Raw genomic sequence first — 17,811 nt, forward strand, 5'->3', positions numbered from 1 at the left:
TGTAACAAAGTACTTAAAAGGAGTGTTTAGAATGTCATTAAGAGAAGAAGCGTTACATTTACACAAAGTAAATCAAGGAAAGCTGGAATCAAAAGCAAAGGTAGAAGTCAGAAATGCAGATGACTTAAGCCTTGCCTACTCTCCCGGAGTAGCTGAGCCTTGTAAAGAGATTTATGACGATAAAAACAAAGTATATGATTATACAATGAAGGGGAACATGGTAGCAGTCGTAACAGACGGATCAGCCGTTCTCGGACTCGGTAATATCGGGCCTGAAGCTTCACTTCCGGTCATGGAAGGGAAAGCGGTGCTGTTCAAAAGTTTCGCGGGCGTGGATGCATTCCCGATCGCGCTTGACACAAACGATGTGGACAAAATCATTGACACTGTAAAGCTGCTTGCACCGACATTCGGCGGTGTCAACCTTGAAGATATTGCGGCGCCGAACTGCTTCATTATCGAAGAGCGCCTGAAAAAAGAAACAAACATTCCGGTTTTCCACGATGATCAGCACGGCACTGCCATCGTAACCGTTGCCGGACTTGTAAACGCGCTGAAATTATCAGGTAAATCCATGTCATCCATTAAAGTTGTGGCAAACGGAGCGGGAGCGGCAGGCATCGCGATCATCAAGCTTCTTTACCATTTCGGCGTACGCAACATCGTAATGTGCGACTCTAAAGGGGCGATTTACGAAGGGCGTCCGGCCGGCATGAACGCAGTGAAAAACGAAGTGGCGAAGTTTACAAACCAAGACCGCAACGACGGTTCGCTTCAGGATGTCATTAAAGATGCAGACGTCTTTATCGGCGTATCAGTCGAAGGCGCGCTGACGAAAGAAATGGTGGAAAGCATGGCGAAAGATCCGATTATCTTCGCAATGGCCAACCCGAATCCGGAAATCATGCCTGAAGACGCGCGCGCAGCCGGCGCAAGCGTAATCGGAACAGGCCGTTCTGATTTCCCGAACCAGGTTAACAACGTTCTGGCATTCCCTGGAATTTTCCGCGGGGCGCTTGACGTTCGCGCGACTCACATCAACGAAGAAATGAAAATTGCTGCGGTTGAAGCGATTGCTTCCCTTGTTACAGAGGAAGAATTAAGCGCTGATTATGTCATCCCGGCTCCATTTGACAAACGTGTGGCTCCTGCCGTTGCGAAAGCTGTTGCGAAAGCAGCGATGGAAACGGGCGTCGCCAGAATTACGGTCGATCCTGAGGAAGTGGCTGAAAAAACAAGACAGCTCACGGTCATCGGCGAATAATAACACAAAAATGAAATGGCAGCGCGTTGGAAAAAAACAACGCGCTGCTGTTCAATATACGGACTGCTGGCATTTTTTTAAGGGCAGGTCTTAAAAAAATTTCAGCAGAATCCTTATTTCTTTTGAAAGCGCTGACAGATAAGGCTGAACAACGCTTTTTACGGTATGAAATCCGTCCGTTTCCGTCTGTTTTGAAGCAAAAAATGTCGAATGGAGGATGACACCGTTTGACAAAAAAAGTACAATAGTTTCGGTAAAGTTATTATTAAGTCTATCTAATCGGAAGACATGCAGTGAAGAGAACCCTTCACAAAAGGGAGGTAATCATTTGTTAAAGGATATATTCACAAAAAAGAAAAAATATGCTTCCGTGCCGTCTGAGCAGGCAAAACATGATGTTCCGGAAGGCATTATGACAAAGTGCCCCAAATGTAAAAAAATCATGCTCACAAAAGAGTTAGATAAAAACCTGCGCGTCTGCATGAACTGCGGGCACCATTTCCCGATGAATGCAAAGCAGCGCATTGAAAGCCTCCTGGATGAAGATTCATTCGAAGAATTCAACCAGGGAATGATATCTGAAAACCCGCTCGGTTTCCCGGAATACTTAGAAAAAATCGAAAAAGACCGTGAGAAAACATCGCTGAATGAAGCGGTGGTTACCGGAAAAGGAACCATCAGCGGATTCCCGGCCGTGATCGCGATCATGGATTCAACATTCCGAATGGGCAGCATGGGTTCGGTTGTCGGCGAAAAAATCACGCTTGCAATTGAAAAGGCAAAAGAGGAAAAAGTCCCGTTTATCATCTTTACCGCTTCCGGCGGCGCACGTATGCAGGAGGGGGTCTTAAGTCTTATGCAAATGGCAAAGACAAGCTCTGCATTAAAATTGTTCAGTGAGGAGCAGGGACTGATTATTTCTGTCATGACCCATCCGACGACAGGCGGCGTATCGGCCAGTTTCGCGTCTCTCGGTGATTATAATTTCGCTGAACCGGGCGCCTTGATCGGATTTGCCGGAAGACGTATTATTGAACAGACGATCGGGGAAAAACTGCCGGAAGATTTCCAGACGGCGGAATTTTTATTAAAGCACGGCCAGCTTGATGCGGTGATTCACCGAAACGACATGAAAGACAAACTCGCATTTCTGCTGGACATGCACCAAACAGGAGGTGAGCATGAGTGGCTGCAAGATTAGAATTTGAAAAACCAGTGATTGAACTGCAGACGAAAATCGCCGAACTGAAAAAATTCACCCAAGATTCGGAGATGGATTTAAGCGCTGAAATCGCAAGGCTTGAAGACCGGCTCAGCAAGCTTCAGGATGAGATTTATAAAAACCTGAAGCCGTGGGACAGAGTGCAGATCGCACGCCTTCCCGACCGGCCGACGACGCTTGATTACATTCAATACCTGTTTACCGACTTTTTTGAGTGCCACGGAGACAGAACATACGGAGATGATGCGGCGATTGTCGGCGGAGTCGCCAAATATCACGGCATGCCGGTCACCGTCATCGGACATCAGCGCGGAAAAGACACGAAAGAAAACCTTGTCCGCAATTTCGGGATGCCTCACCCTGAGGGCTACCGCAAAGCGCTTCGTCTCATGAAGCAGGCGGATAAATTCAACCGCCCGATTATCTGCTTCATCGACACGAAGGGAGCGTACCCGGGTAAAGCGGCGGAGGAACGGGGACAAAGTGAAGCCATCGCCAAGAACCTGTTCGAGATGGCCGGCCTGACAGTGCCTGTCGTTTGTATCGTCATCGGGGAAGGCGGCAGCGGAGGCGCGCTTGCGTTAGGTGTGGGCAACCGCATGCTGATGCTTGAGAACTCGACGTATTCCGTTATTTCTCCTGAAGGAGCCGCGTCCATTTTGTGGAAGGACTCCAGCCTTGCGAAAAAAGCGGCCGAATCCATGAAGATTACTGCGCCCGATTTATTAGAATTAGGAATTATTGACGATATGATTAAAGAAGTGAAGGGCGGAGCTCACCACGATATCAAGCAGCAGGCGGGCTACATTGACGGTATACTTAAAGAAACGTTAAAATCTCTTCTTCAATTGAACGCCGAAGAATTGATCTCACAGCGCTATGAAAAATATAAAGCAATCGGGAAAGTTTCGGTTGAGGATCAATATATCGGGGTAAACTGAATAGACGTGAAGCCTATGGCTCACGTTTATTTTTTGTGATTTTTGTGATATTCCTTAAATTTTATTTAAAAACAATTTATTTAATTGTATAATAGGTAAGGTTTCATGGGAGCTCAGGCGTCCCTTTTCATTGTTTTAGGGCAATGATCATGATATGTTTAACATATATATGTTGCTGAGGTGAATAGGAAATGAAGCGTATAGGAGTTTTAACGAGCGGCGGGGATTCCCCGGGTATGAACGCTGCGGTGCGCGCGGTTGTGCGGAAAGCTATCTACCACGACGTCGAAGTGTACGGAATTTATAACGGTTATTCAGGATTAATCAGCGGAAAAATAGAGAAACTGGAGCTTGGTTCGGTCGGTGACATCATCCACCGCGGCGGAACAAAGCTGTATACGGCCAGATGTCCTGAATTCAAAACAGTTGAAGGCCGTGAAAAAGGAATCGAAAATTTAAAGAAACTCGGCATTGAAGGTCTTGTCGTCATCGGCGGAGACGGTTCATACATGGGTGCGAAAAAATTAACGGAACACGGGTTTCCGTGTGTGGGTGTACCGGGTACGATAGATAATGACATCCCGGGAACTGATTTTACGATCGGATTTGATACGGCGTTAAACACCGTAATTGATGCGATTGATAAAATCCGTGACACCGCTACGTCTCATGAGCGTACATACGTTATTGAAGTGATGGGGCGCCATGCGGGCGACATTGCTTTATGGGCAGGTCTTGCAGGCGGAGCGGAATCAATTTTAATTCCTGAAGCGGACTACGATATGCAGGAAATTATCGGCCGTTTGAAGAGAGGGCACGACCGCGGCAAAAAACACAGTATCATCATCGTTGCAGAAGGGGTAGGCAGCGGGGTTGAATTCGGAAAACGCATCGAAGAAGAAACGAACCTTGAAACACGGGTATCCGTTTTAGGGCATATCCAGCGCGGCGGATCTCCAAGCGCTTCTGACCGGGTTCTTGCAAGCCGCCTCGGCGCTTACGCGGTTGAGCTTCTGCTTAAAGGAAAAGGCGGACGCTGCGTAGGTATACAAAACAACAAGCTTGTAGACCATGATATTATAGAAATTTTAGAATCAAAACATACTGTTGAACCAAACATGTATCAGCTTTCAAAAGAACTGTCTATTTAAGGCGGAAGAAGCTGAAGATTTCAGAAGGAAGTGAACGAGTTGAAAAAAACAAAAATCGTTTGTACAATCGGTCCGGCCAGTGAAAGTGTAGAAATGCTGACAAAATTGATGGAAGCGGGTATGAACGTTGCTCGTCTGAATTTTTCACACGGTGATTTCGAAGAGCACGGCGCAAGAATCAAAAACATCAGAGAAGCAAGCAAAAAGCTCGGCAAAAACGTGGGGATTCTCCTCGATACGAAAGGTCCGGAAATCCGCACGCACGATATGGAAAACGGCGCGCTTGAGCTTCAGGCGGGAAATGAAATTATCGTTTCTACGAAACAGGTGCTGGGAACGCTTGAAAAATTCTCAGTTTCTTATGAAGGCCTGGCAGACGACGTGTCAGCAGGGTCTATCATCCTGTTGGATGACGGTTTAATCGGATTGGAAGTGCTAGAATCAAATCCGGAAAAACACGAAATCAAAACAAAAATCTTAAACAGCGGCACGCTGAAAAATAAAAAAGGCGTAAACGTTCCCGGCGTCAGCGTCAACCTTCCCGGAATTACTGAAAAAGACGCCAAAGACATCGTATTCGGTATCGAGCAAGGCGTTGATTTCATCGCTGCGTCATTTGTACGCCGTTCTACGGATGTCCTGGAAATCCGCGAACTGCTTGAAGAGCATAACGCGTCTGACATTCAAATCATTCCTAAGATCGAGAACCAGGAAGGCGTGGACAACCTGGATGCGATCCTGGAAGTATCTGACGGCTTAATGGTAGCGCGCGGAGACCTCGGCGTAGAGATTCCGGCCGAAGAAGTGCCGCTCGTGCAAAAAGAAATGATCAAAAAATGCAACGCGCTCGGCAAACCGGTTATTACTGCGACTCAAATGCTTGACAGCATGCAGCGCAACCCTCGTCCGACACGCGCTGAAGCAAGTGACGTTGCCAACGCCATTTTCGACGGCACAGATGCTATCATGCTTTCCGGTGAGACGGCTGCGGGACAATATCCTGTCGAGGCGGTTCAAACAATGTTTAACATCGCCACACGCACGGAAGAATCTCTGAACTACAAAGAAATTCTGTCTAAACGCAGAGATCAGGTCGGCATGACGATTACCGATGCGATCGGCCAATCAGTTGCGCACACGGCGATCAATCTGAGTGCGGCAGCTATCGTTACCCCTACAGAAAGCGGCCATACGGCGCGTATGATCGCGAAATACCGTCCGCAGGCTCCGATTGTAGCCGTTACGGTTAATGAGTCTGTATCACGCAAACTCGGCCTTGTATTCGGCGTATTTCCGGCAAGCGGCCAAAACGCGAATTCAACCGATGAAATGCTTGAAGACGCGGTTCAAAAATCACTTGACAGCGGCATCGTGAAACGCGGTGATCTGATTGTCATTACAGCAGGTTCTGTCGGTGAATCAGGCACGACGAATCTGATGAAAGTCCACACTGTCGGCAGCGTTATCGCGAAAGGGCAAGGCATCGGACGCAAATCTGCATTCGGTCCGGTCGTTGTTGCAAAAAATGCGAAAGAAGCTGAACAAAAAATGACAGACGGCGCAGTATTGGTTGCTTCAAGCACTGACCGCGACATGATCGCTTCACTTGAAAAAGCATCAGCGCTCATCACTGAAGAAGGCGGTCTGACAAGCCATGCAGCCGTTGTCGGTTTAAGCTTGGGCATTCCGGTTATCGTCGGTCTGGAGAACGCAACTTCAGTTTTAACAGAAGGACAGGTTATCACAGTTGACGCTGCCCGCGGCGCTGTGTATGAAGGCCGCGCAAGCGTTCTTTAAACAGCTTTAAAAAAGAGAGGGGGGTTCTCCCTTCTCTTTTGTCTTTAGGCTGATTTTTCTATTCCCATGCGGGCGGTGACGCGCTTTTAGAAGGGCAGGAGGGCAGAAAAATGAGAGTGTTATTCTTACTGTTTATCGTGTGTCCGGCAATTGAAATCGGTTTGTTTCTGCTGGCGGGAAAATGGCTCGGTATTTTTCCGACCTTCCTTCTCATCATTTTGACAGGCGTGTTAGGCGCCTTGGTGGCAAAAAGACAGGGAACCGATGTGTATCATCGGGTGATGCGCGACCTGCAGCACGGCAAAATGCCGGGGGAAGCGCTTCTTGACGGAATATGCGTCTTTTTCGGAGGCCTGCTTTTGATGCTTCCGGGTTTTCTGTCCGATATTGCAGGGGCCTGTCTTCTGATTCCGTTCACTCGGAACCGCATGAAGCCGCTTTTGTTCAAATGGCTGAGAGGAATGTCAAAAAACAAGCGGATCATTATCAAATAAAAACGGCAGCCTTCTTACAGGGCTGCTGTTTTTATTTGGACTGAACAGTAATATAGGCCCATATTTCTTTTAAAGCGCCCGTTGTGATAAAGGCCTGAATGAAAACGAGCAGCGCGGGCCCCGCAGCCAGTCCTAAAATTCCGAACAATTTAAAGCCGGCAAACAGAGCGATTAAGGTCGCAAGCGGATCAAGTCCGATTGACTTGCTTAAAATTTTCGGCTCCGTCAGCTGGCGCTGGATAAGAACCACAATATATAAAACACCGAGACCGATCGCTTGAGGAAGCTGACCGGCAATGGCCAAATACATAATCCAGGGAACAAAGACCGACCCGGCGCCGAGATACGGGAGAAGGTCCACCAGGCCGATAAAAAAGGAGATGGTTGCCGCATGCTCAATCCCTAAAAGAAAAAGTCCGATAAAGACAATGATCATCGTGAAAAGTATGAGCACGGCCTGCGCCTTAATGAAACCTGCCATCGCTTTTTTCAGCTCTCCCGATACGGCCTTGGCGTTTGCCGAAACCCGTTCCGGAAAAATGGAATAAAGCAGCGCCTTCAGCTTATGCCAGTCCTTTGTCATAAAAAAAGTCGCCAGCATTGCGAAAATGAAGACGGCAGCTGTATTGGGAAGGAAGGCAATCCATTTCGGCACCAGCTCCAAAAGATGTGAAAGCATGAGCCCCGCATTTTTAGCTGCTGTATCACCGAGGGTCTGAATATGCGTCACGATGGATGCCTGCTGATTGGTTTCAAGCCCGTTAAATAAGACGGTCAGCTCGTGGTACAATGGCTGGATGCGGGAAGTGAACAGCTCTTCGCAATACGTCATAAAGGCGCTGATATGGGGAGGGAGCGTTTTGGCCAGATAGGCGGTTCCCGAAATGATTTCCGCAACGAGAAATGTCGCCGCGCCGAGAAGAATAAGCAAAAAGAAGACCAGGACAATGACTGTATTGACTGATCGGGGCATCCCCGTCAGTTTGTCCAGCCAGTCAACTACGGGAATGATCGCTGATGACAGAATAAGGGCGATCAGAAACGGATAAGTTAACGGAAATGAGGCGTAACCGGCCGCTAAAGCGCCGCCGGCCGCAGCGAGTACAAACAGCGCGCGGAAAAAAACAGTTGCATAGTGCGGATTCACATCGATCCTCCTCTCGGTCGGCACGTCCTATTACATTAGTTTATTCGTCAAAAAAAAGGATATGAATACAGATATGATGAAAGAAGGTGCTTTCAGGATGTTTACACAGGCGAATTTATTTTTACTATTATTGCTGGCCATCGCATTGGTAGCCAAAAATCAGTCATTGCTTTTTGCCGTCGGCTTTCTCATTGTGATAAAAGCTGTCGGTCTTGATCAGAAACTATTTCCGGTTATTCAGTCAAAAGGCATCAACTGGGGAGTCACCGTCATTACAATCGCCGTTTTAGTGCCGATTGCCACAGGCGATATCGGTTTTAAACAGCTCGGAGAAGCGATGAAATCATATTATGCGTGGATCGCTCTCGGTGCCGGGATCGCGGTTGCCTTAATCGCCAAAAACGGTCTCACCTTATTGGAAAACGACCCTCATATTACAACGGCGCTGGTCATCGGCACGATACTTGCCGTCGCGCTTTTCGGAGGCGTCGCCGTCGGCCCGTTAATCGGCGCCGGAATCGCCTACTTGGCCATGCAAATCGTTAAAATGTTCACTTCGTAAAGTAAAAAAGCGGCGTAAAGCTGCTTTTTTTGTGGAGAAAATTAGAGTTTGCACCTTCGCATTTTGTAGTTCAGACAAATGCCATTTGCATTATTCCGATGAATGAAGCGGCTTACCATGTAACAAAGAACTTCGGGATTGACGGCGCACATGGAGCGAAAACAGCGATTGCAGTAGATTAAAAGCTGATGGGATTTATGGGCCTGATACCAAAGCAAAACTTGAAGTGTTGTTAAAATAAGCGGAGACCCTCTTTCCTTCAATTTGAAAGTTTGTTAGATTTATAATGAGAATGAAAAAACACAATTCGGTTGGTAGTCCGGATGCATGATTTAAAATGTCAGTAACCTTCCCCTCCTCGGGATGTCCATCATTCTTCAGTAAATTTAGGAGGAGGGAATCGTTATGAAATTAACGGTTTACTACGATGGTCAGTTTTGGGTAGGAGTCATTGAAGTTGTGAATGACGGGAAATTAAGAGCAATTCGTCATTTGTTTGGACAAGAGCCAAAGGATTCAGAAATAATGCATTTTGTTAATAATCAACTTTTACAGACTCTCTCCCACACTGAACAAGAAGGGGTTTGTGTTAAAGCAAAATCTAAGAAATTAAACCCAAAAAGATTGCAGCGACAAGCTTCTAAAGAGATGAAAAATATCGGGATATCAACTAAGGCACAAAAAGCGATAAAACAGGAGCTTGAAGCAAGAAAAGAAAAGAAAAAACAACTGAATAGAAAACAAAGAGAAAAAATAAAGGAACAAAAATATTTAATCAGAAAACAAAAAGCAATAGAAAAGCATAGGGGAAAATAGTTGGAGAGCCCGATGAAGCCCTTCGATTGAAAAGTTGAGCGGCATCAGTTAGTTTCTTCGGACTGATTTAGAGAAAAAGAAGTATAAGTCAGAGCCCTTCTCGAGATGAGGAGGGTTTTTCTGCCATTTATTTAAATTCACTTATATCAGTAAATGAGTCAGTTTCAATTGATGAACGGTTTGATAAGGATATTTACAGCCCGAAAACAGCGCAAATGCAGTCAAACGATTCCAGTCCATGTGCGGCATGACTGCTGACGGCATTTATTGGCCAAAGACAAAGATGAAAATCAGCGTTAAAGAAACAGGAAAAATTAGATAAAGAACGAAAAAAAATTTCTAAATATAGTTGGATTGGTATATTATTGAACCCTGCATATGTGCTAACAATAGCAGCTTTAAATAGGTGTAACAGCAGGTAAATTACTAAAGAATCTAAGGTTAGTATTTGGGTTCTAATATTTGGGTAGGGGGAAATAATGCTATCACTTAATAGAGCTTTAAAATTACGTGATTTAGAAGTTTTTCGTGTGCTGAAAGATGGTAACATTTTATCTTACGTAATAATTGAAGATACTCGAAAGCCATTTACAGAAGAAGACAAAAAATTAGAACCACTGTGTTATATGGACGAAGAAGATATTAATGCGATTTTAAACGTTTTTAAGATTTCAATTGTTAATGATGAAAAATTAAATGAAGATGATTCAATTTTTATAAGATCTTACTTTTCTGAATTTGTTAATCATACAAATTTAACGAATTTTATTATTAAAGAATATGTTCAAAAGAATTTATATGATTACGATGATGAAGATGACATCATTTTTTTTAATAGAATTTTACGTAGTATAGGATCAGATTATGTTATCAAAGAATTTGACGATATAAATTGGATTTATTTATCTCAAGATTGATTTCTTATTTAGATTTTGAAGGAGTACAGAAGATAATTTCTGTACTCCTTTTTAAGGCGAAAAATAGACTTCTAGTTTCTCTTATAGCATAAATACACTTGACAAAATCGTAAGTTCAGCACGCGCAAGGAGTGTATATAAGTGCTTTATTGTCATGGATGTTCTATTTCCAAAATCGCTATCAATTTTTTGTTATTTTCGGTTAATTAGGAAAATTGCGGTATTTTTCGTTTACAGAAAATAAGAAAATAGTGGAAAATAAATCAAAAGAGGAGGAGGGGAATGCATGGTGGAGTCTCAACTTCAAATACAGCGGGGGGATTGTTTGTATGAATATTAAAAAAGCAATTTGTTTCTCTGTCTCTGCTTTCGCTATTACGTTCGGTGTAATTGCTTTTGTAGGAAACACGACTCATCTTCACCATAATGCAGCCAAAACTGATAACGAGGTAATACAACTAGCTGCGCGACTGCAAACATGATTTCGAAACAAAAAAGATGTGGCCTTTTTAGGGCTGCATCTTTTTTTGTCATGTATTTTCGTTTTTTCTCTTTTTAGGCGGGGCTGCGGCTGCTGCATTTATAAGCATGTAACAGGTTATGTTGCTTCAAAGGGTGATATTCGTTTGAAGTCCGCAGAAAAATGGATCGTTCTATACACAAAAGCGAAATACGAAGTAACAACAAAGATATATATAAGAAAATTTGAGCCAACTAAAACCAAGACATGGATTTCTGAAGCTGATCCGAACATTGATTCAGTCGAGTAAACAAAATAACCCCCTTCTCCGGTAAAGAAGGGGGGTTAAATTTGCGGTGAAGTTGTCGCGCCTGTCCTTTTAAAGTCTCCTCCAAAACTCCCCCAAATGAAAACATGAGAATACATGGTTTTACAAAGCGCCTGAAAGCAAACGATTAAATTTATCAACGCCAAGCCTTGATATATAGGGCTTTTAAAACATTTTTAGTTAAAAGTCTACAAATTAATCAGATTATTGTTTATAATAAGAATAGGCTTAAACTTAAATAAGCTTATAAGAATTTGTTATGTTCCTCTATAAGCATATCGGTTATGTAACCGCAACCAGTGAAATGTAAGCATTTTCTTGAAGGGGAAAGGGAGTGTTTGCATGACTCATTTTAAGTAAGCCGTATGTTTTATATACTCTTTAAAGGGGAATTTTGATTGAAAAGGAGAGGTTGAATATGACAGCAACACGCGGTCTTGAAGGGGTTGTAGCAACAACATCATCTGTAAGCTCTATTATCGACGATACCCTTACATATGTAGGGTACGATATTGACGACTTGACAGAGAATGCAAGTTTTGAAGAAATCATTTATTTGCTGTGGCATCTGCGCCTGCCGAATAAAACGGAACTTGCTGAACTGAAAAAACAGCTTGCGAAAGAAGCTGCCGTTCCACAAGAAATCATTGAGCACTTCAAATCCTATCCCCTCAATAACGTACATCCAATGGCTGCTCTCCGGACGGCGATTTCATTACTCGGTCTGACTGACAGTGAAGCCGATGCCATGAATCCGGAAGCGAACTACAGAAAAGCCATCCGTCTGCAGGCGAAAGTGCCGGGCATTGTCGCCGCTTTCTCAAGAATCCGCAAAGGACTTGATCCTGTTGAACCGAAGGAAGAGTACGGAATCGCGGAGAACTTCCTTTACACCTTAAACGGTGAAGAGCCTTCTCCGATCGAAGTGGAAGCGTTTAACAAAGCGCTCATTCTTCATGCGGATCATGAGCTGAACGCATCAACATTTACGGCGAGAGTATGTGTCGCCACCTTATCTGATATTTACTCAGGCATCACTGCCGCCATCGGCGCTTTAAAAGGGCCGCTTCACGGCGGAGCCAATGAAGCCGTCATGAAAATGCTGACAGAAATCGGCGAAGTGGAAAACGCCGAGCCTTATATCCGCAGCAAAATGGAGAAAAAGGAAAAAGTAATGGGCTTCGGACACCGTGTGTATAAGCATGGAGACCCGCGCGCCAAACACTTAAAAGAAATGAGCAAACGCCTGACGAATCTGACGGGTGAAAGCAAATGGTACGATATGTCAATCCGTGTCGAAGAAATCGTGACGTCGGAGAAAAAACTCCCGCCTAACGTTGATTTCTATTCCGCATCTGTATACCACAGTCTCGGCATTGATCACGATCTGTTCACGCCGATCTTTGCGGTCAGCAGAATGTCAGGATGGATCGCCCATATTCTTGAACAGTACGATAACAACCGCCTCATCCGCCCGCGCGCTGATTACACGGGTCCGGATAAGCAGACTTTTGTTCCGATTGATGAAAGAGCCTGATCAAACGGGAGGCTGGTGATTTTCATGTCGTTAGCCTCTTGTTAATCAAGCCCGGATTGGTTTACAATTTTGATAGAATCTTGAGAAAAGTCATTTTATTTTCTATACAAGAAAAATAAAATGTTTTCTAAATATGAATTACATACTGGGAGGTAATATTGTGTCACAAGGTGAAAAAATTACAGTCTCTAATGGAGTATTAAACGTACCAAATAATCCGATTATCCCGTTTATTGAAGGCGACGGCACAGGCCCTGATATTTGGAACGCCGCTTCTAAAGTATTGGAAGCCGCTGTTGAAAAAGCATATAAAGGCGAGAAAAAAATCACATGGAAAGAAGTTTATGCCGGTGAAAAGGCTTATAATAAAACAGGTGAGTGGCTTCCTGCCGAAACGCTGGAAGACATCAGAGAGTACTTCATCGCCATCAAAGGTCCTCTGACGACACCGGTCGGCGGCGGTATCCGTTCTCTGAACGTGGCGCTGAGACAGGAGCTTGATTTGTTTACGTGCCTGCGCCCTGTCAGATATTTCACGGGAGTGCCTTCTCCGGTCAAACGACCTGAAGATACGGATATGGTCATTTTCCGCGAGAATACGGAAGATATTTACGCCGGAATTGAGTATGCGAAAGGTTCTGAAGAAGTTGAAAAGCTGATCAGCTTCCTGCAAAATGAAATGGGTGTTAACAAAATCCGTTTCCCTGAAACGTCAGGAATCGGCATCAAACCTGTTTCTGAAGAAGGCACAAGCCGCTTAGTCAGAGCTGCCATTGAGTATGCGATCGAAAACGGCCGTAAGTCTGTCACGCTTGTCCACAAAGGAAACATCATGAAGTTCACTGAAGGGGCATTTAAAAACTGGGGCTATGAGCTTGCCGAAAGAGAATACGGAGATAAAGTATTCACTTGGGCTGAATATGACCGCATTGTCGAAAAAGACGGAAAAGAAGCGGCTGATAAAGCACAGAGCGACGCGGAAGCGGCAGGAAAAATCATCGTCAAAGACAGCATCGCTGATATTTTCCTTCAGCAGATCTTAACCCGTCCGAGCGAATTCGACGTCGTGGCAACAATGAACTTAAACGGAGACTATATCTCTGATGCGCTTGCCGCTCAGGTAGGCGGAATCGGAATCGCGCCGGGAGCGAACATCAACTATGAAACAGGGCATGCGATTTTCGAAGCGACTCACGGAACGGCTCCTAAGTATGCCGGCCTTGACAAAGTCAACCCGTCATCCGTCATCCTTTCAGGAGTGCTTCTTCTTGAACACCTGAACTGGAATGAGGCTGCTGACTTGATCATTAAATCTATGGAAAAAACGATTGCTTCAAAAGTAGTAACGTACGATTTTGCTAGATTAATGGACGGCGCAACTGAAGTGAAATGTTCAGAGTTTGGTGAAGAGCTAATTAAAAACATGGACTGAACCTAAAGCAGACTTCTAATGAAGCCAAAAAAGGAGAAGAGAATCATGGGAAAAACACGCAGTAAAGTTTCTGTTATCGGAGCAGGATTTACGGGAGCGACAACAGCCTTTCTTACAGCTCAAAAAGAGCTTGCGGACGTTGTGCTCGTTGATATTCCGCAATTAGAAAACCCGACAAAAGGAAAAGCGCTAGACATGCTCGAAGCAAGTCCGGTTCAAGGATTTGACGCGAAAATCACAGGCACGTCCAACTACGAGGACACAGCCGGTTCTGATATCGTCGTCATCACAGCCGGAATTGCGAGAAAACCGGGCATGAGCCGTGATGATCTCGTATCTACAAACGAAAAAATCATGAGAAGCGTCACACGTGAGATCGTGAAATATTCTCCTGACTGCATTATCGTTGTATTGACAAACCCTGTTGATGCGATGACATATGCGGTGTACAAAGAATCAGGCTTCCCGAAAGAACGCGTCATCGGACAATCCGGAGTGCTTGACACTGCGCGATTCAGAACATTCGTCGCTGAAGAATTAAACCTGTCTGTAAAAGATGTGACCGGTTTTGTTCTTGGCGGACACGGTGACGACATGGTTCCTCTCGTCCGTTATTCCTATGCGGGAGGCATTCCGCTTGAAACGCTTATCCCGAAAGACCGTCTTGATGCGATTGTAGAACGTACAAGAAAAGGCGGCGGGGAAATCGTCAACCTTCTCGGCAACGGAAGCGCCTACTACGCGCCTGCTGCATCACTGACTGAAATGGTAGAAGCCATTTTGAAAGATCAGCGCCGCGTGCTTCCGACCATCGCTTACTTAGAAGGCGAATACGGTCATGAAGGCATTTACTTAGGCGTACCGACGATTATCGGAGGAAACGGCCTAGAGCAAATCATCGAGCTTGAACTGACAGACTATGAAAAAGCGCAGCTGAGTAAATCAGTTGAATCTGTCAAAAATGTGATGAAAGTATTGTCATAAGAAAAAAGGGAAGGCTTCCGAATCAGAAGCCTTCCTCTTTTTACAATTAATGAAAGCGTTTTCTTTTTCCCTGAGCGATCCTTTCTCTGAAAATGATCAAAAAGGCGAATTGTCTGAACGGGCAGTATTGGATAAAATGAAATCATAAAGTGATATGCAGCACATAAAATAGAGAAAATTGGATGTCGGGGAAAATAGACAGCGGAGGGCGCAGCATGAACAAAAAAATTTTAGTTGTAGATGATGAACAATCTATCGTTACTCTTTTACAGTATAATCTGGAACGGTCCGGCTATGATGTCATTACCGCATCAGACGGTGAAGAGGCTCTGGAGCTGGCAGAGAATGAAAATCCGGATTTAATCGTACTGGATGTCATGCTGCCGAAAGTGGACGGAATCGACGTCTGTAAGCAGCTCAGACAGCAGAAAATGATGGTCCCGATCTTGATGCTGACAGCAAAAGATGAGGAGTTTGATAAAGTGCTGGGACTGGAGCTCGGAGCGGATGATTACATGACAAAGCCGTTCAGTCCGCGGGAAGTCACTGCGCGGGTGAAAGCCATTTTAAGAAGGGCTGACATTTCTTCGCTGTCACAAGGCAGAGAAGAGGAAAAGGACGGGCAGATCCTCATCGGTGAGCTGAAAATTCTTCCGGAGCATTACGAAGCGTACTTTAAGTCAGAACAGCTGGAATTGACACCTAAAGAATTTGAACTGCTTCTGTATTTGGGAAAACATAAGGGAAGAGTGCTGACGAGAGATCTTCTGCTGAGCGCGGTCTGGAACTATGATTTTGCCGGGGATACCCGGATTGTTGACGTTCATATCAGTCATCTGCGCGACAAAATCGAATCAAATACCAAAAAACCCATCTATATTAAAACAATCAGAGGTTTGGGGTATAAACTGGAGGAGCCAAAAATGAATGAATAAAGTCCGTGTGCGTCTGTTCGCTTTACTCGTTGTATGTATCATATTGGTTTTCAGTGTTCTCGGCCTTTTTTTACAGCAGCTTATTTCTTCATCCGCTGAAGAAAGAACGGCGGATCAGCTGAAAAAGGAATCGGTATACATAGCGGGCCTTCTTGACGCCGGCAGAATCGGCAATAAAAGCAATGAAACGGTAATCCGTGACGCCGGCCGCACCCTGGGTATAAACGTCTCCGTGCTCAATGAGAAGGGGGACGCCGTATATCATTCCGGCAGTCGTGCTGATGATTCAGCCGTAAAGGAGTTCATTTCTCACAATAAAAGCGAGGAAGCCGTACAGTCGAAAACCAAAGTCATCCGCGGCACTGCCGTAAAAAATGACGCCGGGAAAATTGCGGGGTATGTACTCGTTTCCGCTGAGATCAACGGCGGTTCAAGCGTTACCGGAGAAATGTGGGGCATGCTGGCAGCAAGTCTTTGTACCGCTTTTATCATTATCGTTTTCTTTTATACAAACATGACGTCCCGTTACAAAAAATCAATCGACGCCGCGACAAAGGTGGCGACGGAGCTGTCCAAGGGGAATTATGACGCCCGCTCCTACAGCGGTTACGCAAGGCGGTCGGACCGTCTCGGGCGTGCGATGAACAGCCTGGCGGTCGATTTAATGGAAATGACGAGAACGCAGGATATGCAGCGCGATCGTCTGTTAACCGTCATTGAAAATATCGGATCTGGTTTGATTTTAATAGACGGGAGAGGTTTTATCAATCTCGTGAACCGGTCATACACGAAGCAGTTTCATACAAAGCCTGAACGTCTGCTTCGGCGCCTTTACCATGATGCGTTTGAACATGAGGAGATCATTCGGCTTGTCGAAGACATTTTTATGACGGAGACGAAAAAATGCCAGCTGCTCAGACTTCCCATCAACATTGAGCGGCGCTACTTTGAAGTTGACGGCGTTCCGATCATGGGCCCTGACGATGAATGGAAGGGCATCGTCCTCGTCTTTCACGATATGACGGAAATTAAAAAATTGGAGCAGATGAGAAAGGACTTCGTCGCCAATGTCTCCCATGAACTGAAAACACCGATCACCTCCATTAAAGGCTTTACGGAAACACTGTTAGACGGAGCGATGAAAGACGAAAAGGCGCTTTCAGATTTTCTGTCTATCATTCTGAAAGAAAGTGAGCGGCTCCAATCTCTCGTGCAGGATTTACTGGATTTATCCAAGATGGAGCAGCAAAACTTTACGATGCGCGTAGAGTCCTTTGACGCCGCAAAAATTCTGCATGAAATTGAAGCGCTTTTGCGGCATAAGGCTGAGGAAAAAGGCATCAGCTTTCAGCTCGATCTCCCGGAAGAGCCGATTTTTGTGACGGGTGATGCGCACAGGCTGAAGCAGGTGTTTTTGAATCTGGCGAACAATGCCCTGACCTACACGCCTGAAAAAGGGACGGTGGGGATTTCGGTACATGTGAAAGAAACCGTTGTCGATATCAAAGTGTCCGATACGGGAATCGGCATTCAGAAGGAAGAGATCCCGCGGATATTTGAGAGATTCTACCGCGTGGATAAAGACAGAAGCCGCAACTCGGGAGGAACCGGGCTCGGCCTCGCCATCGTGAAGCACTTAATAGAAGCCCATGAAGGTAAAATCGAGGTCACAAGCGAGCCGGGACAGGGGACTGTATTTACCGTGACGCTGAAGCGGCAGCCGGAAGCGTGACCAGCTTTACAAAGGATTAACAATTTCTTCATGACCTGTTAAACCTATCTTGTTAGGATATAACAGAACCCCTTCATCCAAGGAGCCAATTT

At 45.2% G+C, this 17,811-nt stretch carries 16 protein-coding genes and 2 pseudogenes; 17 read left to right on the forward strand and 1 reads right to left on the reverse strand.

Annotation, left to right across the window (positions count from 1 at the left end):
- Nucleotides 1-31: 31 nt before the first annotated feature.
- From V7728_RS04610 to V7728_RS04635, 6 genes are all read left to right on the forward strand, one after another.
- The gene (locus V7728_RS04610) at nucleotides 32-1,264 is read left to right on the forward strand and encodes an NAD(P)-dependent malic enzyme (RefSeq protein ID WP_015240371.1); all 1,233 of its coding nucleotides are present in this window, start codon (nucleotides 32-34) and stop codon (nucleotides 1,262-1,264) included.
- A gap of 328 nt (nucleotides 1,265-1,592) precedes the next feature.
- Nucleotides 1,593-2,465: an acetyl-CoA carboxylase, carboxyltransferase subunit beta gene (gene accD / locus V7728_RS04615; RefSeq protein WP_003152441.1), complete on the forward strand. Its 873-nt coding sequence runs from the start codon at nucleotides 1,593-1,595 to the stop codon at nucleotides 2,463-2,465.
- Complete coding sequence (accA, locus tag V7728_RS04620; protein ID WP_025285100.1) at nucleotides 2,450-3,427, forward strand: acetyl-CoA carboxylase carboxyl transferase subunit alpha; 978 nt, start codon at nucleotides 2,450-2,452, stop codon at nucleotides 3,425-3,427. Before accD ends, accA begins: the two co-directional genes overlap by 16 nt.
- 191 nt (nucleotides 3,428-3,618) lie before the next feature.
- Nucleotides 3,619-4,578, forward strand: a complete 960-nt coding sequence (gene pfkA / locus V7728_RS04625) for a 6-phosphofructokinase (RefSeq protein WP_007408068.1) — start codon at nucleotides 3,619-3,621, stop codon at nucleotides 4,576-4,578.
- Between the two features lie 39 nt (nucleotides 4,579-4,617).
- Nucleotides 4,618-6,375 carry a pyruvate kinase gene (pyk, locus tag V7728_RS04630; RefSeq protein ID WP_007408069.1) on the forward strand — a complete coding sequence of 586 codons (1,758 nt, stop codon included), beginning with the start codon at nucleotides 4,618-4,620 and terminating at the stop codon, nucleotides 6,373-6,375.
- Between the two features lie 110 nt (nucleotides 6,376-6,485).
- Entirely contained in the window at nucleotides 6,486-6,869 is a 384-nt protein-coding gene (locus V7728_RS04635; protein WP_012118168.1) for an FxsA family protein, read from the forward strand.
- Nucleotides 6,870-6,900: 31 nt separating this feature from the next.
- Here the strand turns inward: V7728_RS04635 and ytvI are convergent, their stop codons facing one another.
- Nucleotides 6,901-8,016 carry a sporulation integral membrane protein YtvI gene (gene ytvI / locus V7728_RS04640; RefSeq protein ID WP_099567005.1) on the reverse strand — a complete coding sequence of 372 codons (1,116 nt, stop codon included), beginning with the start codon at nucleotides 8,014-8,016 and terminating at the stop codon, nucleotides 6,901-6,903.
- A 97-nt stretch (nucleotides 8,017-8,113) separates the two neighbouring features.
- Here ytvI and V7728_RS04645 point away from each other — a divergent pair, with 97 nt between their 5' ends.
- The 11 genes and pseudogenes from V7728_RS04645 (at nucleotide 8,114) to pnpS (ending at nucleotide 17,719) form a co-directional block, all read left to right on the forward strand.
- Complete coding sequence (locus V7728_RS04645; protein WP_015417989.1) at nucleotides 8,114-8,578, forward strand: DUF441 domain-containing protein; 465 nt, start codon at nucleotides 8,114-8,116, stop codon at nucleotides 8,576-8,578.
- A gap of 125 nt (nucleotides 8,579-8,703) precedes the next feature.
- Nucleotides 8,704-8,819 (forward strand): annotated as a pseudogene (locus tag V7728_RS04650) (N-acetylmuramoyl-L-alanine amidase); the annotation flags it as partial.
- 164 nt (nucleotides 8,820-8,983) lie between these two features.
- Complete coding sequence (locus V7728_RS04655; RefSeq protein WP_099567004.1) at nucleotides 8,984-9,394, forward strand: YjdF family protein; 411 nt, start codon at nucleotides 8,984-8,986, stop codon at nucleotides 9,392-9,394.
- Nucleotides 9,395-9,585: 191 nt separating this feature from the next.
- A pseudogene (locus tag V7728_RS04660) lies at nucleotides 9,586-9,716 on the forward strand (peptidoglycan-binding domain-containing protein); the annotation flags it as partial.
- Nucleotides 9,717-9,873: 157 nt separating this feature from the next.
- Nucleotides 9,874-10,311 carry a hypothetical protein gene (locus tag V7728_RS04665; RefSeq protein WP_015240368.1) on the forward strand — a complete coding sequence of 146 codons (438 nt, stop codon included), beginning with the start codon at nucleotides 9,874-9,876 and terminating at the stop codon, nucleotides 10,309-10,311.
- Nucleotides 10,312-10,640: 329 nt separating this feature from the next.
- Nucleotides 10,641-10,793, forward strand: coding sequence for a hypothetical protein (locus tag V7728_RS04670; RefSeq protein ID WP_017418344.1), 153 nt, complete (start codon nucleotides 10,641-10,643; stop codon nucleotides 10,791-10,793).
- A gap of 724 nt (nucleotides 10,794-11,517) precedes the next feature.
- Nucleotides 11,518-12,636, forward strand: a complete 1,119-nt coding sequence (gene citZ, locus V7728_RS04675) for a citrate synthase (RefSeq protein WP_015417988.1) — start codon at nucleotides 11,518-11,520, stop codon at nucleotides 12,634-12,636.
- Between the two features lie 160 nt (nucleotides 12,637-12,796).
- Complete coding sequence (gene icd, locus V7728_RS04680; RefSeq protein WP_007408075.1) at nucleotides 12,797-14,068, forward strand: NADP-dependent isocitrate dehydrogenase; 1,272 nt, start codon at nucleotides 12,797-12,799, stop codon at nucleotides 14,066-14,068.
- 45 nt (nucleotides 14,069-14,113) lie between these two features.
- On the forward strand, nucleotides 14,114-15,052 hold the full coding sequence (gene mdh / locus V7728_RS04685) for a malate dehydrogenase (RefSeq protein WP_003152455.1): 939 nt from the start codon (nucleotides 14,114-14,116) through the stop codon (nucleotides 15,050-15,052).
- A 215-nt stretch (nucleotides 15,053-15,267) separates the two neighbouring features.
- Nucleotides 15,268-15,987, forward strand: coding sequence for a response regulator transcription factor (locus V7728_RS04690; protein WP_003152457.1), 720 nt, complete (start codon nucleotides 15,268-15,270; stop codon nucleotides 15,985-15,987).
- Nucleotides 15,980-17,719, forward strand: a complete 1,740-nt coding sequence (gene pnpS, locus V7728_RS04695; RefSeq protein ID WP_099567003.1) for a two-component system histidine kinase PnpS — start codon at nucleotides 15,980-15,982, stop codon at nucleotides 17,717-17,719. The genes V7728_RS04690 and pnpS overlap by 8 nt, the downstream gene beginning before the upstream one ends.
- The last annotated feature ends 92 nt before the right edge of the window (nucleotides 17,720-17,811 follow it).

Source organism: Bacillus sp. JHAA (assembly GCF_036961585.1).
Lineage (GTDB): Bacteria > Bacillota > Bacilli > Bacillales > Bacillaceae > Bacillus > Bacillus velezensis.

Excerpts from the sequence above, each read along its gene's own strand:
- citZ (WP_015417988.1), top strand. The coding sequence starts at position 11,518 with ATGACAGCAACACGCGGTCTTGAAGGGGTTGTAGCAACAACATCATCT.
- V7728_RS04645 (WP_015417989.1), top strand. The coding sequence starts at position 8,114 with ATGTTTACACAGGCGAATTTATTTTTACTATTATTGCTGGCCATCGCA.
- mdh (WP_003152455.1), top strand. The coding sequence starts at position 14,114 with ATGGGAAAAACACGCAGTAAAGTTTCTGTTATCGGAGCAGGATTTACG.
- V7728_RS04610 (WP_015240371.1), top strand. The coding sequence starts at position 32 with ATGTCATTAAGAGAAGAAGCGTTACATTTACACAAAGTAAATCAAGGA.
- V7728_RS04690 (WP_003152457.1), top strand. The coding sequence starts at position 15,268 with ATGAACAAAAAAATTTTAGTTGTAGATGATGAACAATCTATCGTTACT.
- pfkA (WP_007408068.1), top strand. The coding sequence starts at position 3,619 with ATGAAGCGTATAGGAGTTTTAACGAGCGGCGGGGATTCCCCGGGTATG.
- V7728_RS04655 (WP_099567004.1), top strand. The coding sequence starts at position 8,984 with ATGAAATTAACGGTTTACTACGATGGTCAGTTTTGGGTAGGAGTCATT.
- pnpS (WP_099567003.1), top strand. The coding sequence starts at position 15,980 with ATGAATAAAGTCCGTGTGCGTCTGTTCGCTTTACTCGTTGTATGTATC.
- V7728_RS04670 (WP_017418344.1), top strand. The coding sequence starts at position 10,641 with ATGAATATTAAAAAAGCAATTTGTTTCTCTGTCTCTGCTTTCGCTATT.
- V7728_RS04635 (WP_012118168.1), top strand. The coding sequence starts at position 6,486 with ATGAGAGTGTTATTCTTACTGTTTATCGTGTGTCCGGCAATTGAAATC.
- V7728_RS04665 (WP_015240368.1), top strand. The coding sequence starts at position 9,874 with ATGCTATCACTTAATAGAGCTTTAAAATTACGTGATTTAGAAGTTTTT.